The sequence below is a fragment of the Nitrosospira sp. NRS527 genome (assembly GCF_018406445.1).
Lineage (GTDB): Bacteria > Pseudomonadota > Gammaproteobacteria > Burkholderiales > Nitrosomonadaceae > Nitrosospira > Nitrosospira briensis.
Window position 1 is genome coordinate 730546 of sequence record NZ_AP024515.1, and the last position, 26883, is coordinate 757428.

At 53.2% G+C, this 26883-nt stretch carries 20 protein-coding genes; 10 read left to right on the forward strand and 10 right to left on the reverse strand.

The window, feature by feature from the left end:
* The first annotated feature begins 96 nt into the window (after positions 1–96).
* Positions 97–1137 (forward strand): UTP--glucose-1-phosphate uridylyltransferase GalU, encoded by a 1041-nt coding sequence (gene galU / locus KJS40_RS03250; RefSeq protein ID WP_213539052.1) that lies wholly within the window; start codon positions 97–99, stop codon positions 1135–1137.
* A gap of 133 nt (positions 1138–1270) precedes the next feature.
* Here the strand turns inward: galU and asd are convergent, their stop codons facing one another.
* The 5 genes from asd to KJS40_RS03275 form a co-directional block, all read right to left on the reverse strand.
* Positions 1271–2140, reverse strand: coding sequence for an archaetidylserine decarboxylase (gene asd, locus KJS40_RS03255; protein ID WP_213539053.1), 870 nt, complete (start codon positions 2138–2140; stop codon positions 1271–1273).
* 251 nt (positions 2141–2391) lie between these two features.
* A complete protein-coding gene (locus KJS40_RS03260) occupies positions 2392–4227 on the reverse strand; it encodes an ABC transporter ATP-binding protein/permease (protein WP_213539054.1) in 1836 nt (611 codons plus the stop codon).
* Positions 4228–4412: 185 nt separating this feature from the next.
* Complete coding sequence (gene cbbX / locus KJS40_RS03265) at positions 4413–5372, reverse strand: CbbX protein (protein WP_113072962.1); 960 nt, start codon at positions 5370–5372, stop codon at positions 4413–4415.
* A 233-nt stretch (positions 5373–5605) separates the two neighbouring features.
* Complete coding sequence (locus KJS40_RS03270) at positions 5606–6040, reverse strand: ribulose bisphosphate carboxylase small subunit (RefSeq protein WP_025040298.1); 435 nt, start codon at positions 6038–6040, stop codon at positions 5606–5608.
* A 25-nt stretch (positions 6041–6065) separates the two neighbouring features.
* Positions 6066–7535 (reverse strand): ribulose-bisphosphate carboxylase large subunit, encoded by a 1470-nt coding sequence (locus KJS40_RS03275; RefSeq protein WP_213539055.1) that lies wholly within the window; start codon positions 7533–7535, stop codon positions 6066–6068.
* A gap of 144 nt (positions 7536–7679) precedes the next feature.
* On the opposite strand from KJS40_RS03275, the gene KJS40_RS03280 reads away from it, so the two are divergent.
* A complete protein-coding gene (locus KJS40_RS03280; RefSeq protein WP_072767199.1) occupies positions 7680–8603 on the forward strand; it encodes a LysR family transcriptional regulator in 924 nt (307 codons plus the stop codon).
* A 79-nt stretch (positions 8604–8682) separates the two neighbouring features.
* Here the strand turns inward: KJS40_RS03280 and KJS40_RS03285 are convergent, their stop codons facing one another.
* The 5 genes from KJS40_RS03285 to KJS40_RS03305 form a co-directional block, all read right to left on the reverse strand.
* A complete protein-coding gene (locus tag KJS40_RS03285; protein ID WP_213539056.1) occupies positions 8683–11856 on the reverse strand; it encodes a multidrug efflux RND transporter permease subunit in 3174 nt (1057 codons plus the stop codon).
* A complete protein-coding gene (locus tag KJS40_RS03290; protein WP_213539057.1) occupies positions 11853–13091 on the reverse strand; it encodes an efflux RND transporter periplasmic adaptor subunit in 1239 nt (412 codons plus the stop codon). The genes KJS40_RS03285 and KJS40_RS03290 overlap by 4 nt, the downstream gene beginning before the upstream one ends.
* 522 nt (positions 13092–13613) lie before the next feature.
* Positions 13614–15011 carry an efflux transporter outer membrane subunit gene (locus KJS40_RS03295; RefSeq protein ID WP_213539058.1) on the reverse strand — a complete coding sequence of 466 codons (1398 nt, stop codon included), beginning with the start codon at positions 15009–15011 and terminating at the stop codon, positions 13614–13616.
* A complete protein-coding gene (locus tag KJS40_RS03300; RefSeq protein ID WP_213539059.1) occupies positions 14998–18135 on the reverse strand; it encodes a multidrug efflux RND transporter permease subunit in 3138 nt (1045 codons plus the stop codon). Before KJS40_RS03300 ends, KJS40_RS03295 begins: the two co-directional genes overlap by 14 nt.
* Before the next feature lie 12 nt (positions 18136–18147).
* Positions 18148–19353, reverse strand: coding sequence for an efflux RND transporter periplasmic adaptor subunit (locus KJS40_RS03305; RefSeq protein ID WP_244859685.1), 1206 nt, complete (start codon positions 19351–19353; stop codon positions 18148–18150).
* 190 nt (positions 19354–19543) lie between these two features.
* Here KJS40_RS03305 and KJS40_RS03310 point away from each other — a divergent pair, with 190 nt between their 5' ends.
* From KJS40_RS03310 to sufU, 8 genes are all read left to right on the forward strand, one after another.
* Positions 19544–20188: a TetR family transcriptional regulator gene (locus KJS40_RS03310; protein ID WP_213539061.1), complete on the forward strand. Its 645-nt coding sequence runs from the start codon at positions 19544–19546 to the stop codon at positions 20186–20188.
* Positions 20189–20573: 385 nt separating this feature from the next.
* On the forward strand, positions 20574–21095 hold the full coding sequence (locus KJS40_RS03315) for an Rrf2 family transcriptional regulator (protein ID WP_213539062.1): 522 nt from the start codon (positions 20574–20576) through the stop codon (positions 21093–21095).
* Positions 21096–21162: 67 nt separating this feature from the next.
* Positions 21163–21504 carry an iron-sulfur cluster assembly accessory protein gene (locus tag KJS40_RS03320; RefSeq protein WP_213539063.1) on the forward strand — a complete coding sequence of 114 codons (342 nt, stop codon included), beginning with the start codon at positions 21163–21165 and terminating at the stop codon, positions 21502–21504.
* A 98-nt stretch (positions 21505–21602) separates the two neighbouring features.
* Positions 21603–23039: a Fe-S cluster assembly protein SufB gene (gene sufB, locus KJS40_RS03325; RefSeq protein ID WP_213539064.1), complete on the forward strand. Its 1437-nt coding sequence runs from the start codon at positions 21603–21605 to the stop codon at positions 23037–23039.
* Positions 23036–23824: a Fe-S cluster assembly ATPase SufC gene (gene sufC / locus KJS40_RS03330; RefSeq protein ID WP_036575118.1), complete on the forward strand. Its 789-nt coding sequence runs from the start codon at positions 23036–23038 to the stop codon at positions 23822–23824. The genes sufB and sufC overlap by 4 nt, the downstream gene beginning before the upstream one ends.
* Positions 23821–25137, forward strand: a complete 1317-nt coding sequence (gene sufD / locus KJS40_RS03335) for a Fe-S cluster assembly protein SufD (protein ID WP_244859686.1) — start codon at positions 23821–23823, stop codon at positions 25135–25137. The genes sufC and sufD overlap by 4 nt, the downstream gene beginning before the upstream one ends.
* A 2-nt stretch (positions 25138–25139) precedes the next feature.
* Positions 25140–26399, forward strand: a complete 1260-nt coding sequence (locus tag KJS40_RS03340) for a cysteine desulfurase (protein ID WP_213539065.1) — start codon at positions 25140–25142, stop codon at positions 26397–26399.
* Positions 26399–26881, forward strand: a complete 483-nt coding sequence (gene sufU, locus KJS40_RS03345) for a Fe-S cluster assembly sulfur transfer protein SufU (protein ID WP_213539066.1) — start codon at positions 26399–26401, stop codon at positions 26879–26881. Before KJS40_RS03340 ends, sufU begins: the two co-directional genes overlap by 1 nt.
* The last annotated feature ends 2 nt before the right edge of the window (positions 26882–26883 follow it).

Consider the following 26883-nt stretch of genomic DNA (forward strand, 5'->3'; position numbering starts at 1 on the left):
TATTGAATGAAACACAGCGGAACGCATCCTTAGAATTTTATGGCTGGAATATAAACGATTGATGTAAAGATGACGACATAATCAGGGAGAGGACTCATGAGTATTTCTGCTGCAACTGCAACTCCAAACCGAAAAGAAGTCGTGTCATTTAGTGGCGCATCTATTCATAAATCTACAAAATTGGTGCGAAAGGCCGTATTTCCCGTGGCCGGGCTCGGCACGCGTTTTCTGCCTGCGACCAAGGCAGTAGCTAAGGAAATGTTGCCAATTGTGGATCGGCCACTGATTCAATATGCTGTGGATGAAGCAGCGGCGGCAGGTATCGAAGAGATCGTTTTTGTCACTCATCGCAGCAAGCGATCTATTGAAGACCATCTCCATCGTGCAGTGGAACTGGAAAACGAACTGGCTTCACAAGAGAAACATGCGTCATTGAAGATGTTGCGGCAACTCACGCCCAACGGGGTCCGTTTCACTTTTGTGCGCCAGGAAGAGCCTAGGGGACTGGGGCACGCGATTTTATGCGCCCGGCATCAAATCGGAAACGAGCCTTTCGCTGTGCTGCTTCCAGATGATCTGATTGATGCCCAACCCCCTGTACTGGCGCAGATGATTTCCCAGTACGAGCAAGCACCGAGCAGTCTCGTGGCTGTCCGGACGGTGCCCCGCGAAGATACCTGTCATTATGGGATTGTGGACGCTTTCGGGGAGGATGCCAAAAGCCTTATCATGAAAATTCGAAGCGTGGTGGAGAAGCCTTCGCCCGATGTGGCCCCATCTAACTTGGCCATCGTAGGTCGTTATATACTTTCGCCCATGATTTTCGAATGCTTAGCAAATCTGGACCCGGGAGTAGGGGGAGAAATCCAGCTTACGGACGGCATCGCGCGTCTTCTCAAACTGGAATCTGTGATGAGTTACCGTTACCAGGGCAAGCATTATGATTGCGGCAGCAAGATAGGTTTTTTGGAAGCCACGGTAGCGTATGGTTTGCAGCATCCAGAGGTAGGCAGGCAATTTCGGGAAGTGATACTGCGAGTAGGGCGTGAACTCGCGGCCGAACGTTCCTATCCATCGAATCTTGCTATCGACAAGCCTGATACCCGCCCGGTAGTGCTGAAGAGTGCCTCAGCCTGAACAATCCAGAGTAGGCTTCTGAATCAGTGCTGAGTTGGCGAGCGACGCGCTTCTGATGTAGCTTGTTTCGGGGCTTTTAATAACAGTGGGATTTCAAGAAAGCGGGCTATCTGATTTCACGGAACTAGGTTTACTATACATCCCGATTGTTGTCGCTGGTTCCAATGGCCATCATTTCGCCGAAACGTATGGCTCGCATGGGCGTCCAAAGTGAATTGAATTGCATTGTATTTTTGGGAAATAACATCACCACCGTTGAGCCTAGCTGAAAACGGCCCATTTCATCGCCTTTTCTGAGGACCAGGTTTTGCGAATCGTACCGCCACTCGCGAACACGTCCAGGGCGTTTAGGATTTACGACACCATGCCACGTCGTGGCAATACTTCCAACGATGGTGGCGCCTACCAGCGCTAGCACAAATGGCCCACGCTCCGACTCGAATACACAAATCACACGCTCGTTGCGGGCGAAAAGGCTTGGAATGCCGCGGGCTGTAAGAGGATTTACGGAGAACAACACGCCTGGGACATATATCATACGAGTCAATCGGCCATCGCAAGGCATATGTACCCGATGGTAATCCTTAGGGCTCAGATACAGCGTCGCAAACTTACCTCCGCGAAATTTCTCAGCCAACTCGCTATCGCCGCCGACCAACGCGGTCGTAGAATAATTATGCCCCTTGGCCTGAAATATTTGATCGCCGCGAATAACGCCTAGCTGACTTATACTGCCGTCGACCGGACAAATAAAATCCGCTTGGGCCAAGGGCCGCTTCCCGGGGAGCAACGCGCGAGTAAAAAAATCATTAAAGGTCCTATAACTGTGAATATCCGGATTAACCGTTTCATCCATATTCACATCGTAGCGCTTGATAAACCAGCGAATCAAAAATGCCGTCAGACGACCCGCACGGGCGCTTGCAACCTTTCCGGCAAATACGGTAATTGCCTGCTTGGGTAGCAGATATTGCGGAAGAACCGAAAAAGACGCCTTGGACACTTTGGGTACCTTTGGAAGCCGGACGGTAATTATATTAGGTTGGGTAAATTAAGTCTTGCTAAAACGCCTTGTGGATTCCGTTTGTGTTCTATGGATCAAAAATATTTTGACCGCTCAATATTTTCTGACAGGGAAAGCGATAAAAAATTTCAGCCGGATTCCTCTGGGCTGGCCAATGGCATTCCCGATATCATCGGGGTATATCCGGTACCCTCTCTCCTCGATAATACGAATGATGGTTAATGGAAAACTCAACCTGCGCCCGCGGCGGCGCCCGCTTGCGCTTCGGGGCCATCCAGCAGTTGCCTAGTTTGTTCTTCCTGCTGCTGCAGTTCCCACATGTGGGCATAAGTACCGTTTGCTGCTAATAGCTCCCAGTGGGTGCCACGTTCGGTAATACTGCCGCTCTCCATGACCAGAATCTGGTCGGCATCCGCGATAGTGGACAATCGGTGCGCAATGGTCAGTGTAGTCCGATCCACGGCAATACGCTTCAACTCTGCCTGGATGGCTTTTTCCGATTTTGAATCGAGTGCCGACGTGGCCTCATCGAAAATAATAATTTTGGGATTTTTCAGAATTGCGCGTGCAATCGCGACACGTTGTTTTTCTCCACCCGAAAGTTTCAATCCTCGTTCTCCTACGGTAGTTTCATACTTTCCCGGCAGGCTTTCGATGAAGTCGTGAATGTGCGCCAGCTTAGCGGCTTCGAGTACTTCTTCGCGGGCTGCATCCGGGCGCCCGTAGGCAATATTGTAATAAATACTGTCATTGAATAGCACGGTGTCCTGGGGTACGATGCCCACCGCTGCACGCAGGCTTTGCTGGGTGACATCGCGAATATCCTGGTTGTTTATCAAAATACGGCCGCTGTTGATATCGTAGAAACGGAACAGCAGGCGGGCCAATGTCGATTTACCGGATCCGCTATGCCCGACCACTGCTACGTTACGACCAGCCGGTATGTCGAAGCTCACGTTAAACAGAATCTGGCGATTGGGCTCATAGCTAAAATTCACTTCCTCGAAGCGAACCGCTGCATGTCCGGGAATGAGATCGGCTGCGCCTGATTTGTCTTTTATCTCCTCATTCTCCGCCAATAAGCTGAACATTTTTTCCATATCCGCCAGGGAATGCTTGATTTCGCGATAGACGAATCCCAGAAAATGCAGAGGCATATATAGCTGGAGCATAAAGGTGTTGACCAGTACCAGGTCGCCCAACGACATTGTGCCCTCGATGACGCCATCCGCTGCCAACCACAGCAGCAGAGTGACACCGACCGCGATAATGGCGCTTTGCCCGGAATTGAGCGCTGCCAGCGAAGTCTGGTTTCGCACGGCCGCAGTCTCCCATTTTTGCATATGCTCGTCGTAGCGCCGCGCCTCCCATGCCTCATTGCCGAAATATTTGACTGTTTCATAGTTCAGCAAACTGTCTATGGCCTGGGTATTGGCTTTCGAATCCATGTCGTTCATGGTGCGACGAAAGATCATGCGCCACTCGGTAACGATCAGCGTGAGCGCAATATAGGCAGCCAGCGTCGCAAAAATAACCACGGAGAACCAGATGTCGTATCTGGAGAGAAGAATAGCGGCTACCAAGCCGATTTCCAGCAGCGTAGGGAGGATGTTGAACAACATGAAGTTAAGCAGAAACGAGATACCTCGTGTGCCGCGCTCGATGTCGCGGGAGACACCGCCTGTTTGACGCTCCAGGTGAAAACGTAGCGACAATGCGTGCAAGTGGTTGAACACTCTGATTGCTACCCGCCGAATGGCGCGCTGTGTCACCTTGGCGAATACGGCATCGCGCAGTTCACCGAACAGCGTGCTGCACAGGCGCAAGATGCCGTAACCCAAGAGCATCAGAGCCGGCAGAACCATCAGTGCGCGCGGACGGTCAAGCGCGTCTATGATTTCTTTGAGAATCAGCGGTACGGATACGTTGGCGAGCTTGGCCAGGATCAGCAGTGTCAATGCCGTGATTACCCGGCCTTTGAATTCCCACAGGTAGGGCAGCAAGGAACGAATGGTCTGCCAATCGTTGCGATTGTCGGATGGTTTTTCCAGGCGGGTGGGACGCATCAGTTATTTTTTTGGATGAATGTCAAATGGTTGAATAAGTATAACGTGGTGCTGTCGCTAATGACGTGGCAGATGACCCGCAGGCATGTCGTTCCGCTATGCAAAAAAAAGGGCGCCCGAGTGGGCGCCCTCATGTCACGCTTTGATAATTTCAGTGTCGTTTTATTATGAATTGATATATCAGATCAACCGATTGACGGTATCTCATTCGCTCCCTCATCGCCATCCAGATCCACCGCGCCTTCCTTGAACACCCGGCTTGCGCGGATGTCTTCGGCTTCGATAGTCATCAGGTCTATTCGCGAAAGGTTTTTCTTCGCCCCGGCGAACAGGCGATTGGCTTGGCGCAGACGCGCTCGATCCAGGGCATTGCGAACGGAACGGGCATTCGCAAAATGCTCCAGCTTCATTCTTAGCCCGATATATTCGCGGAAAGCTTTCTCGCCCTCCGGGCTGAAGCGGTAGTTTTGCGCAGCCAGCATGAGCTTGGCGATGGCGACCAACTCATCGGCGCCATAGTCCGGGAAGTCGATATGATGCGCTATGCGCGAACGCATGCCCGGGTTGCTATGGAAAAATTTATCCATCCGGTCTTTGTAACCTGCCAGTATTACAACCAGGTCTTCACGGTTGTTCTCCATGGCCTGTAACAGAATCTCTATCGATTCGGCACCATAGTCGCGTTCATTCTCGGGTTTATAAAGATAGTAGGCTTCGTCAATGAACAGGACGCCGCCCATTGCTTTCTTCAATACCTCTTTGGTTTTAGGTGCGGTGTGGCCGATATATTGACCCACCAGGTCATCACGTGTGACTGAGACAAGATGCCCTTCACGCACATATCCCAGGCGGTGCAGGATTTCGGACATGCGTAACGCCACGGTTGTCTTCCCCGTACCAGGGTTGCCAGTGAAACACATGTGCAGGCTGGGTGCCCCCGCCGTCAGGTCCAGCTTTTTGCGCAGGCGATCGACAAGCAACAGCGCAGCTGTTTCGCGAATACGCGTTTTAACCGGCTTAAGACCGATCAGCTCGAGGTCCAGCTTGTCCAACACCTCCTTGATGTTGGAGTCGCGAAATTCCGCAGCCAGATCAACCGGGTTATCATCATCCGAAGAAATGGGTTCTTTTGAAGGTTTTTTCACGTTTGATCCACACAAAATAGCCATACAAAGCTTGTACGGGGTAAATTATAAAGTTATTCGCGCCCGCCAGACACTATAGGTGTCGCGTGTGACGCCTTGCTACTAGTTGAAATCAGGGTAGTGCTAAGAGCAATCAGGGAAGAGGCAGAAGTCGATTGAGCGCTGTTGGCTACCCATTCGTTTCCTGCCTCTAATCAGCCCCTATCCGTCAAAAGGGATAGGGGAAAACCTGATTAATATCGCTCGGCTTCCGGTTTGTCGGTTGCGTAGGAATGAATGGTGTAGCGAATGCAGCGACCTTCCGTTTCCTGACGTACCACGCCAAAGCCCGGTTCGGTTTTGGGACGGTTGACGATGTACGACATGGTTGGACTCTCGACCCCACGAGTGGAGTTGAATGCCGTTACCCGTATGTAATGATTCGGATAGGTTTTACGGCAGTCATTGATCTCGCCCAATATGCCGGCGGGATCCTTCAGATCGAACATCGGATTGCCGAACATCTCCCAATAAGTGTTGCGTGGATGCGGGTCATCGGTATATTCAATGCCTATTGCCCAATTGTTCTTCAGCGCATATTTAATTTGCGCCGAGATTTGTTTGTCCGTCAATGGGGGCAGGAAAGAAAACTGCCCCTGCGTGACGAGATTTCCTACATTGGTCATCATGGTTTATATATCTCCTTGAATATGATTAAACGCTGGCCGTGGTGGACGGCACAAAATCGGCAGTATCAGTGGATTCGTAGTTGAAGGTGATGTCTTTCCAGGTATCCAGCGCTTGCTTGAGCGGCGTACACCATTTGGCGGCGGCTTCGAGAATCTTGGGGCCTTCATTCACGTAGTCGCGACCTTCATTACGCGCCAGGACCATCGCTTCCAGCGCAACACGATTGGCAACAGCACCGGCCTGTATGCCCATCGGGTGACCGATCGTTCCGCCGCCAAACTGCAATATCACGTCTTCGCCGAGATAATCAAGCAACTGGTGCATCTGACCCGCATGAATGCCGCCTGAAGCGACCGGCATGACCTTGTTCAGAGAAGCCCAGTCCTGCTCGAAGAACAGGCCGGTTTCGAGATTCTTCGGAGTATGCGTGTCGCGCAGTGTGTCGTAAAAGCCTTTGATCATGAGTGGGTCACCCTCAAGCTTCCCAACCACCGTACCCGCATGTATGTGATCCACGCCCGCCATACGCATCCATTTGCAGATCACGCGGAAATTCATGCCGTGATTCTTCTGGCGCGAGTAGGTTGAGTTGCCGGCACGGTGCAGGTGCAGAATCATGTCGTTCTGGCGTGCCCATTTGGCCATCGACTGGATGGCCGTGTAGCCGATCACCAGATCAATCATGATGATGACCGAGCCCAGCGATTTGGCGAATTCGGCGCGCTCGTACATTTCTTCCATCGTGCCTGCCGTGACGTTCAGGTAGTGGCCCTTGACTTCACCTGTCGCAGCGGACGCCTTGTTGACAGCTTCCATGCAATACAGAAAACGGTCGCGCCAGTGCATAAAGGCCTGAGAATTGATATTCTCGTCGTCTTTCATGAAGTCGAGACCACCCTTGAGCCCTTCATATACCACGCGCCCATAATTACGTCCTGACAAACCAAGCTTCGGTTTGGTTGTCGCGCCCAGCAATGGACGGCCGAATTTGTCGAGGCGTTCGCGTTCTACCACGATCCCGGTAGCGGGACCCTGGAAAGTTTTCAGGTAAGCGACCGGAATGCGCATGTCTTCCAGGCGTAGTGCTTTTACGGCCTTGAAACCAAATACGTTGCCAATGATCGATGCGGTCAGGTTGGCGATGGAACCACCTTCGAACAAGTCCAGATCGTAGGCAATGTAGGCGAAATACTGAGGCTCGTTCTTGGTGCCGGGCCCGGTGTTGGGCACCAGTTCGGAGCGATAGGCCTTGGCGCGGTAGAGCTCGGCGGCGGTTAACCGGTCGGTCCATACCACGGTCCAGGTTGCGGTGGAAGATTCGCCGGCAACAGCGGCAGCGGCTTCCTCATGGTCCACCCCTGGCTGAGGGGTAATACGAAACACAGCAATGACATCCGTATCCTTGGGTACGTAATCGGAATCCCAGTAACCCATTTTTTTGTATGGCAGTACGCCGGATTTGTAGCGTTCCTTGCCGGTTAATTCTTCACTCATGTTGATTCTCCTCATAGGGGTAGATAAAAGTACTACAGGGTGCATTGTAACCGGAATTATCATAAACAACAGTCACGTGTTTTGATTGTTATGATAATCTTTATCTTATATGGTTCCTCAAAATCTACCCCCGGCAAAACGACGATGCTACATCTCACTTTGAGGCAATTAAAGGTTTTTGAGTCCGTTGCCAGCTACCTGAGTTTTTCGCGCGCGGCCGAAAGCCTTTTCCTGACCCAACCCGCGGTTTCGATGCAGATCAAGCAGCTGGAGCAAAGTATCGGTCTGCCGCTGTTCGAACAGATGGGCAAGAAAATCTATCTGACGGATGCCGGGCGCGAACTTTATCATTACAGCCGCGCAATCTCACAACAACTGGCCGATATGGAGCTGGCGCTCGATGAATTGAAGGGTCTGGAACGAGGCAAATTGAATATCGCGGTGGTAAGCACCGCCAATTATTTCGCCCCGCACCTGCTCGCCAGATTTTGCCAGCGCTATAGCGGCGTTACCGTCAGCCTGAATGTCGCCAACCGGGAAACGGTTTTGAAGCAATTATCCGACAACGTGGTTGATATGGCCATCATGGGGCAGCCACCGGATGATCTGGATATCGCCACAGAATCTTTTATGGAAAATCCACTGGTGGTCATTGCTCCCCCGAATCACCCCTTGTGCAAAAAGCGCCGTATTCCCGTAAAACGGCTGGAGCGGGAAACTTTCCTCGTGCGTGAGCCCGGTTCGGGCACGCGCGGTGCGATGGAACGTTTTTTTGCGGCGCACCATATTGCCATTAACCGGGGGATGGAAACGGATACCAGTGAGGCGATCAAGCAGGCAGTACAAGCGGGGATGGGGCTGGGCATCATGTCGTTGCATACGGCCGAGCTGGAATTGGAGACAAAGCGTCTCTCGATTCTGGATGTGCAGGATTTTCCAATCATTCGCCATTGGCATGTGGTACACCGAAAAAACAAGCGGCTTTCAAGCGTAGCGCAAGCATTCAGGGAATTTTTGTTGAAGGAGGCACCGGCGCTGATGCCGGGAATAACAGGAGCAAAGGATTAAAGAAGCGTCCTGTTATTCACCTTATTACGACCGAGACGGCTGATTCCGGCAGCCAACATTTGTGCTGTTCGCATAGCCGCTATAGTTTTTCTTCAGGAGGCAAATCGCCAGCCGGAATCTGCTGAGGCTCGGCTGTGAGTCGCTTGCTTCGCCGAGCGATCTTGCCGATCATGACAAAAAAGAGCGGTACAAAAAAAATGGCCAGGAATGTGGCAGCCAGCATACCGCCGAACACGCCCGTCCCGATGGAATTCCGGCTCGCCGCTCCTGCCCCGGACGCAACCACAAGGGGAAACACACCCAGGATGAAGGCCATGGAGGTCATGATGATAGGCCGAAAACGAAGCCGTGCCGCTTCGAGCGCGGCATCGACCAGTGGCACGCCCTCGGCGTAGCGTTGGTTCGCAAATTCAACAATCAGGATTGCATTTTTTGCCGTTAGACCAATCAACGTTATCAACCCGATTTGAAAATAGATGTCATTCGTTAACCCACGAGTCCATATAGCCAGCAGTGCGCCCAGAACGCCGAAAGGTATCGCGAGAATGACTGCGAAGGGAACAGACCAGCTTTCGTACAGGGCGGCCAGTACCAGAAAGACCATGAGCAGAGCGAAGGCAAACACCATGATGGACTGTCCTCCAGCGTTTTGCTCCTGAAAAGATATCCCGCTCCAGTCGATTGTATAACCGCGAGGTATCAGAATTTCATTTGCTGCTTGCTCCAGCGCTTCCAGCGCCTGCCCCGAGCTGTATCCCGGTGCGGCGCCGCCCAGCACGAGTGCTGTATTGTATCCGTTGAAATGGGTAACCGGATCCGGGCCGCTGCTGAATTCGGTGGACACGACCGAGTCCAACGGGATCATGGTATGTTCCGTCCCATTCCTGGCGCGCACATATACCTTGCTGATGTCATCCGGGCGGGAACGATACTCCGGTAGCGCCTCTGTTTGCACCCGGTAGACGCGACCGAATTTCACAAAATCGTTTACATACAGATTTCCAAAATAAGCCTGCATGGTATCGAAGACTTCAGAAATGGGCACGCCCAGTGCTTTAGCCCGCTCGCGGTCTACCTGGGCATACAACCGCGGGGTACTCACGCGAAAATTCGTATTGGCAGCCGCGATCGCCGGATATTCCACCGCCTTGGCTACAAACTCCTGAGCGACAGCGGCGAACTCCGTAAAATCGCCACCGCTGGGATCTTGCAATTGAAGCGAAAAACCTCCCGTGGAACCAAGACCCGGGATAGAGGGCGCATTAAATGCAAGAATCAAGGCTTCGGGAATTTTGGCAAATTCCCCGAAAGCCGCCGCAATAAGACCCGGGACCTGATCGCTGGGATTGGTGCGTGTATCCCAATGTTGCAACGGCACGAACATCGTTGCTTGATTCGTGCCCCGCGTGCCGAACACAAAATTCTGGCCCGCCAGGACATCCGTTGAATGGACCGCCGGATTCGCCATGAAATAGCGTTCTATCTTTTTCAAGACTTCGATTGTTCGTGTCTTGGAGGCACCCTCCGGCAGTTGGACGATGGTAATAAAATAGCCTTGATCTTCTTCCGGAAGGAAACTGCCCGGAATGGTTTTGAACAGCCCGAGGATGACGATTACCAGCGTTGCGAAGATGACCAGGGCAATCAAGGATCGCTTCAGAATCATCCCCACGGTTCCAACATAGCGGCTCTGGAGCCAGTCAAACGACCGGTTGAAAATATTCCAGAACTTATTAGCCGAGTCATGGCCCGGCTTGAGAACCAGCGCACAAAGCGCGGGGCTGAGCGTGAGCGCCACGAACCCGGAAATCGCCACAGACAGGGCAATGGTGATGGCAAACTGTTTATACAGCTCGCCAGTGATACCGCCTAAAAAAGCGACCGGAACAAAGACGGCAGCCAGCACAAGGACAATTGCAACCACTGGCCCCGTTACCTCATCCATGGCTTTTTTGGCTGCGTCCCTGGGTGACAGGCCTCCCTTGGTCATATGTCGCTCTACATTCTCCACCACAACGATCGCATCATCCACGACGATGCCGATTGCCAGAACCATGCCGAACAGGGTCAGCGTATTGATCGAGAATCCCAGCGCTTCCATCCCGGCCAGCGTTCCGATGAGTGAAATTGGAACGGCGACGGCAGGGATGAGCGTCGCACGCCAGCTCTGAAGAAAAAGAAAGACGACCAGGATGACCAGGAGCGTGGCTTCAATAAGGGTTTTCACCACTTCCTTGATGGAGACATCAATGAATGTGGTCGTGTCATAGGGAATATCGTAGGACACGCCTGCCGGAAAACTTCTCGACAGCTTTTCCACTTCCTGGCGAACGTGTTTGACGGTCTCGAGCGCATTGGCGCCCGGGGAAAGAAAGGTCAGCAGGAACGCATTGGGCTGTCCGTTCCATCGCCCTTCGAGGTCATACGATTGAGCACCGAGTTCCACCCGCGCGATATCCCTCATTCGGACCATGGAACCATCCGGATACGCTCGAACGATCATGTCCTCGAATTCCTTGACCTCGCTCATTCGGCCACGTGTAATGACGGGAATGGTGAGTTCGGTGCCTTTGGGCGTGGGTTCGCGGCCTATCCTTCCGGCTGGGAAATCCCGATTCTGCTCGCGAACCACGGCCGCAACTTCGGTCGGCGTGATATCGAGTTGAGCCATGCGGACAGGATTGAGGATCAACCGCATCGAATAATTTTGCGCACCGAAGATGATGGCGTCGCCGACACCCGGGATTCGTTTGACGTTGTCGAGAACGCGAAGTAGGGCATAGTTCGAGAGAAAAACAGTCTCATGCCTGGGATCGGTTGAGGTCAGCATGATGACCGCCAGCAAATCCGGCGACATCTTTTTTACGGTTACACCCTGGCGGATGACTTCATCGGGCAACTGGGGTTCGGCAAGGCGTTGCCTGTTCTGCGTCTGGACCTGCGCGATATCCACGTCCGTGCCAATCTCGAACGTGAGCCTCATCGTCATGTGCCCATCATTCGTACTGGTGGAGTCGTAGTAGAGGAGATTGTCGATACCGGGAAGCTGTACCTCGATCGGCCGCGCCACGGCTTCTGCGACAACTTCCGCGCTTGCGCCGGGATAATCCGCATCGATTTGCACCATAGGTGGCGTGATTTGCGGAAATTGCGCTATCGGCAGCTTTTGCAAAGACACTAGGCCCAGCACCACAATAATGATGGACAGGACCGAGGCAAAAATTGGACGATCAATAAAAAAATGGGAACTCATGGTGCGTTCTGCGTGGGTTTTTCCTCCGGAAGACTATTGGGAGTCTTTCCACCCTGGAATGGGACAGCGGTCACCTGAACCCCTGGCCGAACCCGATGAAAACCTTCCACCACCACCCGTTCCCCTGGCTGAAGGCCATCGTCGATCAACCACTCGTTTTCATACCACAAGCTCGCTTGAACCGGACGAAGCTCCGCCTTGCCGCCCTCGCCGATCACGTAGACAAACGATCCGGTAGGCATTTGTTGAACGGCTCGCTGCGGGATGAGGATCGCATCGGGCCGGATATACCCCTTGAGGCGAATTTTGACGAACTGCCCAGGATAAAAATAGGACTGCCCCGGCGCAAATCCTCCTTCCGGATTAGGAAATGTGAATCGCGTCTGTAGCATACCTGTCTCGGATCGTAAGTTGACATCCGCGAAATCAAGCAACCCTTCTCCCGGGTATACGCTTCCGTCGGAAAAAGTCATCACGCCCCGTAACTGAAAAATATCCGGCCTTTCGATCCTGCGCTCGGCAAGATCGCGACGCCGACGGAGAAGGTAGCTTTCCGGGACGCTCACATTGACGTACATGGGGTCCAACTGATCGATAGTCGTTAAAAGGGTTGTCTGTGCGGAGACCAGCCTCCCTTCGTAGAACTGGCTACGGCCGATTCGGCCGCCTACCGGCGCCGTGATCAGCGTATTGTCCATATCGAATTTTGCCTTCACCAGGTCGCTGCGCGCCGCTTCCAGCGCGGCTTTGGCCGCCAGTGTCTCCGCCACGGCATCGTCGACATTTTTTCTGCTGACAGCCTGTTCCTCAAGAAGGGGCCTCACACGGACCAGATCCTGCTCCGCCTGGACCAGTCGCGCCTGAGCCTGGGCCACGCGAGCGTTGGCACTAAGATAAACAGCTTTAAAGGGAACAGGGTCAATGAGATATAACTGTTCACCTTTGCGAATATTCCGGCCTTCGGTAAAAAATATTTTTTGAATGATACCGGTAACCTGTGGCCGAATTTCCACGGGGCGGAAGGCCTCCGTTCGTCCGATAAACTCCGGCTCGTCCGGAATCGTTTGTGTGGTTACGGTAATGACTTCCACTTCAGGGGCAGGCTGGGCTGGGGGTGGCGCTGATTTCTCAGAGCACGCGGTGAGGAGGATCAGGAGTAATCCCACGCTCATGCGAATAACGAGGATTCCATCCCGGATGACTAATGCTATTAACCGCTGAGTTAGCAGATTCATATGCCCCGGCTCTCGGATTGCCCTGGATAAAAGACAGGTTCCCCAGGGATAGGATTACCGGCGATTGGGTTTTGCCGGAAATTCAGCTCTGGGTAGTCGATAATCGATATTCGTATTTCGGTTTCGGTTGAGACCACGACTGGCGCATAGCGGAAAGCCATAAGCTATGAATGCCGTTTTGTTTCGCCTCGCTACTCTAGACTCCCGCCGCGGCTTACGCCGCAATTCACTGTGAAGTTTGAACTCGTCGCAGATGCGGATTCAACTGAAGAAAGTTCTGGATAAAAAACTAAGCGTTTCCTTGCATCTTCTTCCATTATGAGTGATACGCAGCAGAGCAGTGAAGCAATATAAAAATGTAGCGAAGCTCGCCAAGGGTACTGGTACATGAGGAAACGTCTGGCCACTGCTTAAACGTCAAACCTGCAAGTCTTGCAAAAAGACCGGGTATAAAGAAAATACGTTAAGAACTGAAGGACAGGTTCCATTGCTGGCCGAGGCTAACTGGCATCGTGTACTCGTTTACGCTGGCAACCATCCTCCGCCCAGCGCCTTATAGAGCTGAATGACAGACACCAGATGCATCCGGCGCGTTGCCGAGAGCCCAAACTCGGCATCGAACAGATTGCGCTTGGCAAGAAGTACATCCACATAGCTGGTAATGCCCCCCTTGTAGCGAAGGTCTGCCACACGCAACGCCGAGCGCAACGCCTCGACCTGTTCCTGTTGCGCCGTACGTTGATCATTGAACGTCCGAACAGCCACCAGGGCATCTTCAACCTCCTTGAAGGCCACAAGAATGGTCTGCTCGTATTTGGCCAGCACCTGCCTTGCCTGAGCCTCAGTTGCCCGCTGTTCGAACCCCAGGCTTTGCGGATTCAGCAATGGGCCCGCCAGGCCGACGCCCGCCGCTCCAAATTCGCTTCCCGTAACAAGCAGCTTGGACAATGCCGGACTGGCCACGCCCAGAAAACCGGTGATCGAAATTCTGGGAAACCGCGCCGCTTTGGCCATTCCAATCCTGGCGGTTGCTGCTGCCAGCGTCTGTTCCGCTTGCAGGATATCGGGGCGCCGCTGCAACAGCTCCGAGGGAAGGCCGGCCGGCACCACGGGCGGCAACAGTTGCTCTGTCAATGCAATCCCCCGACTGATCGGTACCGGATTCTTGCCCAGCAATACGCTCAGCTCATTCTCTTTTTGAACCATTTGACGCTCGATCTCCGCCACGCGCGTTGCCGCGTTGGCCCGTTCTGCCTCGAACTGATCCAGATCAAGTCTCGAGATGAGGCCGCCGCGTAGTTGTGCCCGGGAGAGGGCGACTGATTCTTCCCATGACCGTAGTGCATTTTGCGCAATGCCCAACTGCATGTCGAATTGCAAAAGATCGAAATAGGATTGTGCTACCGAGCTCACCAGTGTGAGGACAACGGCCCGGCGATTTTCTTCGCGCGACATCAAGTCGGCACGAGTGGCCTCGTTGGCGCGGCGGAGCCTGCCCCAGACATCTATTTCCCAAGCCACGTTATTTTGTGCGAAGTAACTGTACGGTGTGGGAAATCCGGGGAAAAGGAATCCACCGAGAGTGCCGAATGCAGGCGCGTTGATGTTGTATTCGAGCTTCGGGAGCAGGTCAAAACGGCTGATTGCGCTGCGGGCCTCGAGTTCCTCAACGCTTGCCACGGCCTGCTTGAGATCTTTATTTTCTGCTAAAGCCTGCCGGATAAGCTGTTGAAGTACATCATCGTGAAGCAACTCCCACCATGGCAGATTGGCGATGGAGTGCCCTTCATTTTCAGCCATGCGAAACCTGTCAGCGGTGTCGATATGGGGACGGACATAGTCGGGCCCCATGGCGCAAGAGGTTACGACCAGGGTCGGGAGTAAGAACAGTATTCTGATCCATGCATCATAGTGGCGCATTTGCCCTTTCCTCTTGTACATGTTGTACATGTTCAGCCCGCTTTCCCGAGTTCTTGCGGGTAAGCCAGGTGAAGAATAACGGAATGAATATGGTTGCGACAAAAGTCGCAAGCAGCATGCCGCCAAAGACGCCGGTTCCCATTGAGCGGCGTGCGGCGGCTCCGGCCCCGGTCGCGATGACCAGCGGTACGATCCCCAGCACAAAAGCCATGGAAGTCATGACAATGGGGCGAAAACGCAAACGTGCAGCTTCAACCGCGGCTTCTGCAACCGGCATTCCTTCTTTCATTTTCTGACTGGCGAATTCCACGATCAGGATTGCATTTTTTGCCGCCAAGCCTATCAGTGTAATCAAGCCCACCTGAAAGTAAATATCATTCGGCATCCCGCGTACCAGCACCGCCAGAAGCGCACCTGTCAGCGCAAAGGGCACGGCCATGATAACGGCCAGAGGCAATCCCCAGGTTTCGAATTGCGCAGCCAGAATCAGAAATACCATAATAATGGCAAAACTGAAAGCGAGAGTTGCTGCGGAACCGGTGCGTTTCTCCTGGAAGGCCTGTGCTGTCCAGCTAATCTGATAATTATCCGGCAGGTTTTTTGCCGCGATCTCTTCCACGAGTTTAATGGCGTCACCTGAGCTTACGCCGGGTGCGCCACTTCCCATGATTTTAGCGGCAAGAAGACCATTATAGCGCTCGAGTTGTTCCGCACCGACGATGCTTTTTATCGTGCTCAGCGCCGACATGGGCACCATCGCACCGGATTCGGAACGCACGTACACTCTGCCGAGATCTTCCGGCTTCATACGGTATTGGGGTTCTGCCTGCAATTGCACCCGGTAGGTACGGCCAGACTTGTTGAAATCGTTGATATAGAGCGAACCCATGGTGCTTTGCAAGGTGGCATACAGGTCAGCAATCGATACTCCCTGCGAGATCGCCTTGGCCTCATCTACTTCAATGAAAAATTGCGGCACTGTGGGACGGAAGAAAGTATTGATGCCGGCGAGGCGCGGTTCCTGGTTCAATGCGTCGATGAGGTTGCTCACGACACCTGACAACTTCAAGGGGTCCGACCCTCCGCGAGCTTGCACATAAACCTCAAAACCCCCAGCGGTGCCCAATCCACGGATGGCGGGGGGATTAAATGCTATCGCGATGCCATCAGGTTGCTGCATGCCGATACCAAACAGCTTGTTGACAATATCCTCTGCGGTGGCAGTCCGTTCGGACCAGTCTTTGAATGTCACGAACATGGTTGCCGAGCTTGTCTTGTTTCCGCCGCCGATAAGATCGTAACCATTAACCACAAACTGGTGGGAAACTGCCGGGTCTTCCGCAATGGCAGCGCGCACAGCTTCAGCCGTCCTGGTTGTTCGAGACAGCGTTGCGCCATCAGGCAGAATCGTTGCGGTCACCACATAGCCCTGGTCTTCAGGCGGCACGAAGCTCTCGGGAACCGTCTTGCCCAGATAAATTGCCACGCCAACGATCCCTGCGAACACGAGCGCACCAATAATGGGATGATGTAATGTCAGGTTGACCGTATGCGTATAGAAATTAGTCAGGCCCTTGAATCCGCTGTTGAATTTCCGGAAGAACGCAGATTCGCCATGAGTGGTTTTCAGGATGATGGCACACAACGCAGGCGTGAGCGTCAGCGCTACTATGCCGGAAATTACCACGGCGACGGCAACCGTCACGGCAAACTGGCGATATAGCTCACCGGCGATGCCGCCCATGAAGGCTACAGGCACAAACACTGCACACAGCACCAATACAATGGCTACAACGGCTCGTGAAACCTGTTCCATGGACTTGATGGCGGCTTTCATCGGTGATAATTGTTCCTCGTCCATCAAGCGCTCGATATTTTCCAGCACGACTATCGCATCGTCCACCACAATGCCGATAGACAGCACCATCGCAAACAGCGTAAGCGTGTTGATCGAGAAGCCGAACAACCATAGTCCTGCAAACGAGCCAATGAGAGAGATCGGTACCGCAACAAGGGGAATCAGCGTGGCGCGCCAGCTTTGCAGGAAAAGGTACACAACCAATATCACCAGTATCATCGCTTCGCCCAGCGTTTTAACGACTTCCCAGATCGAGGCAGTAACGAACAGGCTGGTATCGTAAGGCACTACATAGTCCATTCCTTCAGGGAAATGAGTCTTCAATTCCTCCATCTTGGCGACGAGGGCTTCTTTCGTCTCCAGCGCATTCGCACCGGGCTGCAGGAAGATGGGGATGCCCGCGCCGGGTTGACCGTTGAGCGCGGTGCGCACATCGTAGCTTTGCGCGCCCAGTTCGATACGGGCGACATCCTTGAGATAAAGCGCACCGCGCGGCCCATCGGCGCGCAGGATAATATTACCGAATTGCTCAGGTTCCAGCAGGCGACCTTTGGCGTTAACGGTATAAATCAGCTGCTGATCCGCAGGTGCAGGTTCCTGCCCTATCTTGCCGGCAGCATATTGCGCATTTTGAGATCGAATGGCCGCGGCAATATCCGTGGTAGTAACGCCTAATTGAGCCATGCGGTCAGGGCGCAGCCAGATACGCATGGAATAATCCTGTCCCCCGAAAACTATCGCGTCACCAACCCCCTTGGTGCGCTTTAGCTCGTCCAGCACGTTAAGCGTCGCATAATTGCTCAGATACAAGGGGTCAAACTTGCCCTTCTCCTTGGAGACGAGCATAAAAACCAGAAGAATGTCGTTGGAACGCTTTTGTATTATCAGACCGGTGCGGCGGACTTCCTCCGGTAAGCGCGGCAGAGCAATATTTACCTGGTTGCTTACATTGAAAGTTGCCTGATCGACATCCGTGCCGACTTCAAAGGTCACGGTTATTGTCAGCGTACCGCTCGAATCGGCGCTGGAGTTGAAATACAATAGATTCTCGACACCGCTCAACTGCTCTTCAATCGGCGCCGCGACCGTTTTAGCCAAGGTATCGGCGCTGGCGCCCGGGAAGGTCGCCGTGATCAGCACGGTCGGCGGCGCAATTTGCGGATACTGTGCGATAGGCAATTGCATCGCGGCTGCCAACCCGGCAAGCACGATGATAATGGATACTACGGACGCAAAAATAGGTCGCGTGATGAAGAATCTTGTCATGATGATTTCCGCCTAAGTCTGTTTCTCTGGGTCGGGCCGAGCAGGAGTCTCAGCAGGCGGTGATCCCGGAGCATGGGTCGCCACGGGTGTCTCTGAACGAAGCGGGTTAGGCGCCACAGCGGCCCCGGGGCGAAGCTTGATGATATTGTCGACTATGACTTTATCACCCGCTTTGAGACCGCCCAGGATGACCCACTCCTTGCCCAACCAATGGCCGGTTACAACCGGTTGTACGGTTGCTTCATTTTTGTCATTGACGATATACACGATATTTCCCAGATCGGACGTCTGCACCGCAACCTGGGGTACAAGAAAAACGCCATCACGTTCGCCTGTGGTTACGCGCGCACGCACAAACTGCCCCGGCAAAAGCCGCTGATCCGCGTTCTCGAATGTTGCGCGCAATTGCTGCGTACCCAGCGCCGGATCGATTTCGCTGGCTGCAAAATTCAGTTTGCCCTTTTTACCGTATTCCGAGCCATCCGGCAGTATCAAGGTTACCTGCTGCACGTTTTGTTCATGCAGCGGACCGCCGATCTGCGCCAGTTCGTTATCCGATAAACTGAAGCGTACCCAGATGGGTGATAATTGGACTATCGTCGTCAGAAGACTGGTGTTGGCCTCAACCAGCGTCCCCTCGGAAAATTGGAAGCGGCCGGATACTCCGGTCACCGGGGCCGGCACGGAGGTATAAGAGAGATTCAGTTCGGCGTCGCGCACGCGAACTTCTGCCTGCTCCAGGGAGGCGTTTGCGATTGCGTTATCGGAGACGGCATTATCGTACTCGCGCTGGCTGACGGCCTGCATTCCAAGAAGATCGTGCAAGCGCTTTTCTTCGCGCTCTGTTTGAGCAATGCGGGCTTTCTGTTCAGCAAGTTGCGCTTTTGCTTGTGCCAGAGCGTTTATATAGGGTACAGGATCGATCAGAAACATGGGTTGACCCAGCTTTACCGCCGCCCCCTCTTCGTACAGGCGTTTGAGCAAAATACCCCCGACGCGAGGCCGTATCTCGACTTCCTTGGCGCCTTCGGTTTGTGCGACCGCTTCGGCACTGATCGGCACGCTGGTGGGTTGTACTTCGATCACGCTTACCGGCAGCGCCATTCCAGCAGGTGGTTGATTGGCTGCCTGGTCATTTTTGCCACAGGCGGCCAATGCAATGTTCATGGCAATGCCAATGACAAGTGCGATGGTGGCTTTCGAATGCAAAGCCGCCATCAGATTGCCAAGTCTGTTTTTATCATTTTTATAATATCTGGCAGCTGACATCTTTAACCCCATGGCGGTAAACGAAAACAGTCAAAAAGAAAAAAGAAACATCTTGCATACATTCGTGTATGTATGTAAATTATATACAAAAGAAGAGCAGCAATGTAAATAAATTAGTGACTGGAAAGTAACTGGAACCATGGCCCGGAAAACAAAGGAAAATTCGGAACTGACCCGGCAACGCCTGATCGAGGCGGCGCGCCAGGTATTTTTGACGCGCGGTGTCAGTCGCACAACGATGGAGCATATCGCCGTCCAGGCTGGGGTCACGCGGGGTGCGATTTATTGGCACTTCAGTAATAAAGTCGATTTGTTTCAGGCAATGCGTGAGCAAGTACTGCTGCCATTGATCGATCGCATGGACGATACTCTGCTGATCGACGGTTGTGAAGATGCGCTTACTTGTATAGAAAATTTTTTATGTGGAACCATTCAATCATTGATTGACAGCGCTGAAACGCGCCAGGTTTACGAGATCCTGATGATCAAGTGCGAATATGTAGACGAGTTCGCTACCGTTTTGCAACAGATTCTATGTAATTGTTCCAGCATCGAGGAAAAATTACGGCTGATTTACGAGCGGGCGGAAGCTCAGGAGCAACTGCATCCATCGTGCGACCCTGCTCAGTTGGCGATGGATACGCATCTATTCTTTATCGGCCTGTTGCATATGTGGGTAAAAGATACGGATGGTAATCAGTTTCGCCATCAGGCGATTGAGCTGGTAAAAGCCCATATGAATCTCCGTCGCCGCACGAGTACCCTGGTGCAACCCTCCAGTTAGCTGGATTCACTAGGTAACCTCTCCCGCCTGTCGCAAATCTCCGGAAAACCATTCCTAAACTTTAAATCCGGTTGATCGTACCCGTAAGCTTCATCTTTTTGGTGAGTTCGCTACAACTGCCGATTCAGGTTAAGGCAAGCTGCAATTGGCGCGCTGCGTGCGTCCGGCGTTCCTGAAGGGAGTCTGCCAGAAAAACCTCATTTATATTTCCCTCGGTCTTCTTGCGGCAGATATTGACCCTTCTGCCGGCGATGTTTGTTATAGTTGACTAAATCAATCGGGTATCTTATAGTTGACCAAATCAGTCATGTATTGATAGTGGCTGAACCGGTTTATGATCAATATCCCTATTTGATTGAATCACAAGAGTAAAGAGGAGTTTATCATGCGGCTAACAACCAAAGGGCGGTTTGCGGTAACGGCACTCCTGGATCTTGCAATGCAGCATAGCGCTCACCCTGTGACGCTCGCCGAAATTAGTCAGCGTCAGCAAATCTCGCTATCCTATCTTGAGCAACTGTTTGCCAAACTGCGCCAGCGCAGGCTTGTCGACAGTGTGCGAGGGCCCGGGGGCGGTTATTGCCTGGCGAAGGACACGGCGCACGTATCGATTGCGGAAATTATCCTCGCTGTTGACGAGCCGATCGACTCGACGCAGTGCAACGGAAAGGAAAATTGTCACAACGATAAAAAGTGCATGACTCACGATTTATGGGTGAAGCTCAATGAGCTCATTTTCGATCACCTTGGCGCAGTGACATTGAAGCAGCTGGTTGATGACCAGAAAGCAAGAAGTGATGCGCACAAGGCGAGAGAGGGTGGCATTATGCAAATACTCGATATGCGAAACGTGATTCCGTCAGAAAAGGCTGTGCCTGAGCTTGGACATGCCGCATTTTCGGCGTGACCCCGATCACGGATATCCACCTTTTATTCTGGCCACCATATTTTGCGAATGGTAATTGGAGAATAGTATGGCGGTAACATTAACCGAAAACGCAGCAAAACAGATCCGGAAGCAGCTTGCAAAGCGAGGCACGGGATTGGCGCTGCGCATCGGTGTGAAAAAGGTGGGCTGCTCCGGGTTTGCTTATACGTTCGACTATGCTGACGAAATTCTTGCTGACGACCAAATGTTCGAGTCTTATGACGCTCATGTAGTGGTTGATGCCGACAGTCTGCCGTTCCTTGATGGTTCCCGCGTGGATTTTGTCAGGGAAGGTCTCAACGATTCGTTCAAATTTGAAAATCCCAACGTCGACAATACATGCGGCTGCGGTGAGAGCTTCAGTTTGAAAGAACCAGTCAAAGTTTAGTTGTGTCAAAGATCTGAGAAGTAAAAAAACAAGAGCCGTATACGGAGCGGCAGATTCCTCGATATATCCTCGAGGCAAACGACATTGGAGCAATCTAGATGAGCGCAGTATTACAAAAACTGGTCAATCAGCCTTATAAGCACGGTTTTGTTACCGAGATCGAGTCCGATATCGCGCCAAAAGGGCTTAACGAAGACATTATCCGCCTCATTTCATCAAAGAAAGAGGAGCCGGAATGGCTGCTTGAGTTTCGGCTGAAGGCGTATGAGCAATGGCTCAAGATGGAAGAGCCACGGTGGCCTAATGTCAAGTATCCGAAGGTTGATTTTCAGTCAATCAGCTACTATGCAGCGCCGAAGCAGAAAAAGAAGCTGAACAGCATGGACGAGGTCGACCCCGAATTGCTGCGCACTTTCGAGAAGCTCGGGGTGCCGATGCACGAGCGGGCAGCGCTCGCCGGCGTAGCGGTGGACGTGATTTTCGACAGCGTGTCGGTTGCGACGACCTACAAGCAGAGGCTTGCCGAGGTGGGCATAATTTTTTGCTCGATCTCGGAAGCCGTTCATGAGCATCCGGACCTGGTGAAGCAGTATCTTGGCACTGTGGTGCCGGTAGGCGACAATTACTACGCGGCGCTCAACTCGGCTGTTTTTACGGATGGTACATTCTGCTTTATTCCCAAAGGCGTAAAATGCCCCATGGACCTGGCTACGTACTTCCGAATCAATACGGAGGAATCGGGACAATTCGAGCGCACTCTGATCATCGGCGCGGAGGGTTCGTCGGTATCCTATCTCGAGGGTTGTACCGCGCCCAAATTCGATACCAATCAATTACACGCCGCAGTGGTTGAACTGGTCGCGATGGACAATGCCGACATCAAGTACTCGACGGTGCAAAACTGGTATGCGGGCGATGAAAACGGCATGGGCGGCATTTACAACTTCGTTACCAAGCGTGGCTTGGCCAAGGGCGTCAATTCGCGCATTTCGTGGACTCAGGTTGAAACCGGCTCGGCTATCACCTGGAAGTATCCTTCATGTATTCTCCAGGGCGAAAACTCGGTAGGAGAGTTTTATTCGGTGGCTGTGACCAATAACTATCAGCAGGCAGACACCGGCACCAAAATGGTTCACATTGGAAAAAATACGCGCAGCACCATAGTCAGCAAGGGTATCTCCGCCGGCCATTCCAATAACAGTTACCGCGGACTGGTCAGAATCGCGCCTACCGCCACCGGGGCGCGCAATTATTCGCAGTGCGATTCAATGCTGATCGGCGACAAATGCGGAGCCCATACCTTTCCTTACATACAGGTTCGCAACCAGGACGCCAAAGTCGAGCATGAAGCATCCACATCAAAGATCGGTGAAGACCAACTATTTTACTTTGCCCAGCGTGGTATCGGCAGCGAGGAAGCGGTATCGATGATCATTAATGGATTCTGCAAGGATGTTTTTCAACAGTTGCCGATGGAGTTCGCGGTCGAAGCGACCAAGCTGCTCGGATTCAAGCTCGAAGGGAGCGTCGGATGATTTATCAGGATAGCAAAACGTTACTTGAAATACGCGGGCTGCGGGCGACTGTCAACGGTATCGAAATCCTCAAGGGTATAGACCTTACGGTCAGATTCGGTGAAGTGCACGCGATCATGGGAACAAACGGTTCGGGCAAAAGCACCCTTGCAAAGGTGCTGGCCGGCCACGACGCATACCAGGTAACCGGCGGTTCGGTAGCGTTCGAAGGAAATGATCTGTTTGACCTGAAACCGGAAGAGCGCGCGCGCGCTGGCGTATTTCTCGCCTTTCAGTACCCGGTCGAGATCCCCGGCGTTGCCAATAGCCATTTTTTGCGTCTCGCCTACAATACAGTACAGGCACAACGCGGCAAGGACGAGCTTGATCCACTCGAATTTGATGACCTGGTGCGTGAAAAAATGAAATTGCTGGACATGAACCCCGATTTTCTCGATCGTGGCGTCAATGAAGGTTTTTCCGGCGGCGAGAAAAAGCGGAACGAGATATTGCAAATGGCGCTGCTCGAGCCACGGCTGGCAATTCTCGACGAGACCGACTCCGGACTCGACATCGATGCGCTGAGGATCGTCACCAAGGGCGTGAACCAGCTTGCCAACAAGGATAATGCGATCATATTGGTCACGCATTATCAACGCCTTCTTAATTACATCGTGCCGGACTACGTGCACGTAATGGAGTCGGGTCGCATCATCAAGACAGGCGGTAAAGAGCTTGCGCTCGATCTCGAAAACCGTGGGTATGACTGGGTCGGCGCCGAGCAGCGTGCTGCGGTCGGGGCATGAGCATGAACATGGTTGCCGGCAACAGCTATCTCGAAAGCCTGCTTCAGGGGCAGCCACAACTGCCGCCCAGCCCGCTCGCATGGTTTAATCGGTTGAGAGCAAATGCGGTTGATTGTGCCAGCAGATTAAAGGTGCCGACGACTCGCGACGAAGAGTGGCGCTTTACCGATATTTCACCGCTTGCCAAGCTGTCCTTCCAGCCGCTGCGTGGTGCGTCGACGGTGAAAGCAGCCGATGTGGAACGTTTCCATCTGGACGAGGCGGCGGTCAGGCTCGTGTTCGTCGATGGCACGTACATGCCGCAGTTTTCCACATCGCCGGACAGGGTGAGGGAGCTCGGTTTGGTAGTCACGGATCTGTCAACGGCTATATCTACGCACGGCGTGGCAATAGAGCCGCATCTCGGACGCCATGCCGGGTTTGAGCATAACCTGTTCACCGCACTGAATACCGCGTTTCTCCATGACGGAGCACTAGTCGTGGTACCGCGTGATACGGCGGCGGGGGAGCCGGTGCATGTGTTGTTCATTGCAACACAGCCAGAGGCGGCAAGTCATCCGCGTTGCCTTCTGATTGCCGAACCGGGTAGTTCAGTCACGCTGGTCGAGGATTATATTACGCTTCATGAAGGCGCCTATGTCACCAATGCAGTGGCGGAAATCGCGCTGGGAGATAATGCCGAGGTTAATCACATCCGGGTGCAGCGTGACAGCATCCACGCGTTTCATATCGCAAACTGTGCGGTATCGCTAGCGCGCGCAAGCCGCTATCGATCGGTCAGCGTCGCGCTTGGTGCGCGTATTTCACGATATGATTTGAGTGTGCTGCTTGCGGCGGAGGGAGCCGAGTGCGCGATTGATGGGCTGGCCTTGATTACGGAACGCCAGCTTGCGGATACCCATTCCTGCATTGATCATGCGGTGCCGAATTGCACAAGCCGCCAGTTACATAAATGCATCGTCGATGGCGCTGCGCACGCCGTGTTCAACGGTAAGATAATAGTACGCCCAGGGGCGCAGCGCACCGATTCCACGCAATCGAGCCGCAACTTGCTGCTGGGTGCGAAGGCGCGTATCGACACCAAGCCACAGCTTGAAATCTTCGCGGATGACGTAAAATGCGCGCACGGCGCAACCGTTGGTCAGCTCGCCAGCGAGGAACTGTTTTATCTCAAGAGCCGCGGGCTATCCGAGGTAATGGCGCGCAATCTGTTGACTTATGCATTTGGCGCCGAAATTATCGACCGCATTTCCATTGCATCCCTCAAGCACCGGCTTGAGCAAATGGTACTTGAGCGGACTCAACGAGATTGACCATGAAGATCATAGATTCTAACCTAAAGCCGCAATTCGCTTCGACGTTCGACATTGACCGCGTTCGCGCTGATTTTCCGATCCTCGAGCTCCAGGTTGAGGGCAAACCACTGGTCTACCTCGACAATGCGGCGTCCAGCCAGATGCCGCAACCGGTAATCGACCGGCTGGTATGCTACCAGACGACCCAGCACGCCAATATCAATCGCGGCGTGCACTATTTATCCGAATTGGCCACTGCGGAATATGAAGGGTCGCGCCGCAGGTTGCAACGTTTCATCAACGCGCGCGAAGACAGGGAAGTCATTTTCACCAGTGGCACCACCGATGCGATCAATCTCGTAATGCATGGTTACGGCCGAAAATTCATCGGTGCCGGCGACGAAATCATTCTGACTACACTTGAGCATCATTCCAACATCGTGCCTTGGCAGATGCTCGCGGAAGAGAAGGGCGCGAAGATCCGTGTCGTGCCCATCAATGATGCCGGGGAGCTCCTCATCGATGAATACGAAAAACTGTTTACCGAGCGTACCAAATTCGTAGGTGTGTTGCATGTGTCGAATGCACTGGGTACCGTTAATCCGGTCAAGGAAATGATTGCGTTCGCACATGCGCGCAATGTACCGGTGCTGATCGATGGCGCGCAGGCCGTGCCGCACATGACAGTGGACGTGCAAGATCTCGACTGCGACTTCTATGCTTTTTCCGGCCACAAGCTGTGCGGCCCGACAGGTATAGGCGTGCTCTATGGCAAGGCTGAGCTACTTGAGCGTATGCAGCCATTCAAGGGCGGCGGAGACATGATTTTGTCGGTGACTTTCGAAAAAACCACCTACAATTCCATACCGCACAAATTTGAAGCAGGTACACCGCCGATCGCGGCTGCGATCGGGCTCGGCACCGCGGTTGATTATTTATCCTCGATCGGTTTGGATGCAATCGCCGCGTACGAGCTCGATCTTCTCAACTACGCGACTGAACAGATGAGCCGCATGCCGGGCGTGCGTATTATCGGCACCGCTGCAACGAAGACCGCGGTACTGTCGTTTGAGGTCGAGGGCGTGCATCCGCATGATATCGGCACGCTCCTGAATCAGGAAGGGGTTGCGGTACGGACCGGTCACCACTGCGTGCAGCCGGTAATGCTGCGCCTCAAAGTACCGGCGACGACGCGTGCTTCGTTTGCTTTTTATAATACGATGGCCGAGGTGGACGCATTTATCGCGGGCGTTCGCACCGTGCAAAAAATATTCATGTAATGATCACGAAATCGCTCTATCAAGAAGTTATTCTCGACCACAACAAGAAGCCCCGCAATTATGGCACGCTGGATAAAGCAAGCCATCACGCGGTTGGCCATAACCCGTTATGCGGCGATCACCTCGACATTGCGCTAAACCTCGAGGGAGAGCGCATCGACGGCATCGCGTTCCACGGTGAATCATGCGCGATCTGCAAGGCATCGGCCTCGATGATGACCACTGTCGTGAAAGGCAAAACGCGCGCGGATGCAGAGACGCTGATCAAGGAGTTTCGTGATATGGCGACCGGCACGCTCGATCTCGAGGGCCAGCATCACCTGGGGCGGCTCACGGTATTTGCAGGCGTGCGTGATCTGCCGACGCGTGTAAAATGTGCCATTTTGCCGTGGCATACGCTGCATGCTGCGCTCAACGCCGTTACCACCACCTCGACCGAGTCCGAGGATGATCCGATGCATGCTCCGATAGGGGATGCCTGAAA

What these genes read in the sequence shown, in the direction of transcription:
- KJS40_RS03280 (WP_072767199.1), top strand. Translation starts at nt 7,680, where the DNA reads ATGCTACATCTCACTTTGAGGCAATTAAAGGTTTTTGAGTCCGTTGCC.
- sufB (WP_213539064.1), top strand. Translation starts at nt 21,603, where the DNA reads ATGAGCGCAGTATTACAAAAACTGGTCAATCAGCCTTATAAGCACGGT.
- galU (WP_213539052.1), top strand. Translation starts at nt 97, where the DNA reads ATGAGTATTTCTGCTGCAACTGCAACTCCAAACCGAAAAGAAGTCGTG.
- sufD (WP_244859686.1), top strand. Translation starts at nt 23,821, where the DNA reads ATGAGCATGAACATGGTTGCCGGCAACAGCTATCTCGAAAGCCTGCTT.
- KJS40_RS03340 (WP_213539065.1), top strand. Translation starts at nt 25,140, where the DNA reads ATGAAGATCATAGATTCTAACCTAAAGCCGCAATTCGCTTCGACGTTC.
- KJS40_RS03300 (WP_213539059.1), bottom strand. Translation starts at nt 18,135, where the DNA reads ATGACAAGATTCTTCATCACGCGACCTATTTTTGCGTCCGTAGTATCC.
- KJS40_RS03290 (WP_213539057.1), bottom strand. Translation starts at nt 13,091, where the DNA reads ATGAATCTGCTAACTCAGCGGTTAATAGCATTAGTCATCCGGGATGGA.
- KJS40_RS03275 (WP_213539055.1), bottom strand. Translation starts at nt 7,535, where the DNA reads ATGAGTGAAGAATTAACCGGCAAGGAACGCTACAAATCCGGCGTACTG.
- KJS40_RS03295 (WP_213539058.1), bottom strand. Translation starts at nt 15,011, where the DNA reads ATGCGCCACTATGATGCATGGATCAGAATACTGTTCTTACTCCCGACC.
- sufU (WP_213539066.1), top strand. Translation starts at nt 26,399, where the DNA reads ATGATCACGAAATCGCTCTATCAAGAAGTTATTCTCGACCACAACAAG.
- KJS40_RS03305 (WP_244859685.1), bottom strand. Translation starts at nt 19,353, where the DNA reads ATGGCGGCTTTGCATTCGAAAGCCACCATCGCACTTGTCATTGGCATT.
- KJS40_RS03320 (WP_213539063.1), top strand. Translation starts at nt 21,163, where the DNA reads ATGGCGGTAACATTAACCGAAAACGCAGCAAAACAGATCCGGAAGCAG.
- KJS40_RS03270 (WP_025040298.1), bottom strand. Translation starts at nt 6,040, where the DNA reads ATGATGACCAATGTAGGAAATCTCGTCACGCAGGGGCAGTTTTCTTTC.
- KJS40_RS03315 (WP_213539062.1), top strand. Translation starts at nt 20,574, where the DNA reads ATGCGGCTAACAACCAAAGGGCGGTTTGCGGTAACGGCACTCCTGGAT.
- KJS40_RS03310 (WP_213539061.1), top strand. Translation starts at nt 19,544, where the DNA reads ATGGCCCGGAAAACAAAGGAAAATTCGGAACTGACCCGGCAACGCCTG.
- sufC (WP_036575118.1), top strand. Translation starts at nt 23,036, where the DNA reads ATGATTTATCAGGATAGCAAAACGTTACTTGAAATACGCGGGCTGCGG.
- KJS40_RS03285 (WP_213539056.1), bottom strand. Translation starts at nt 11,856, where the DNA reads ATGAGTTCCCATTTTTTTATTGATCGTCCAATTTTTGCCTCGGTCCTG.
- KJS40_RS03260 (WP_213539054.1), bottom strand. Translation starts at nt 4,227, where the DNA reads ATGCGTCCCACCCGCCTGGAAAAACCATCCGACAATCGCAACGATTGG.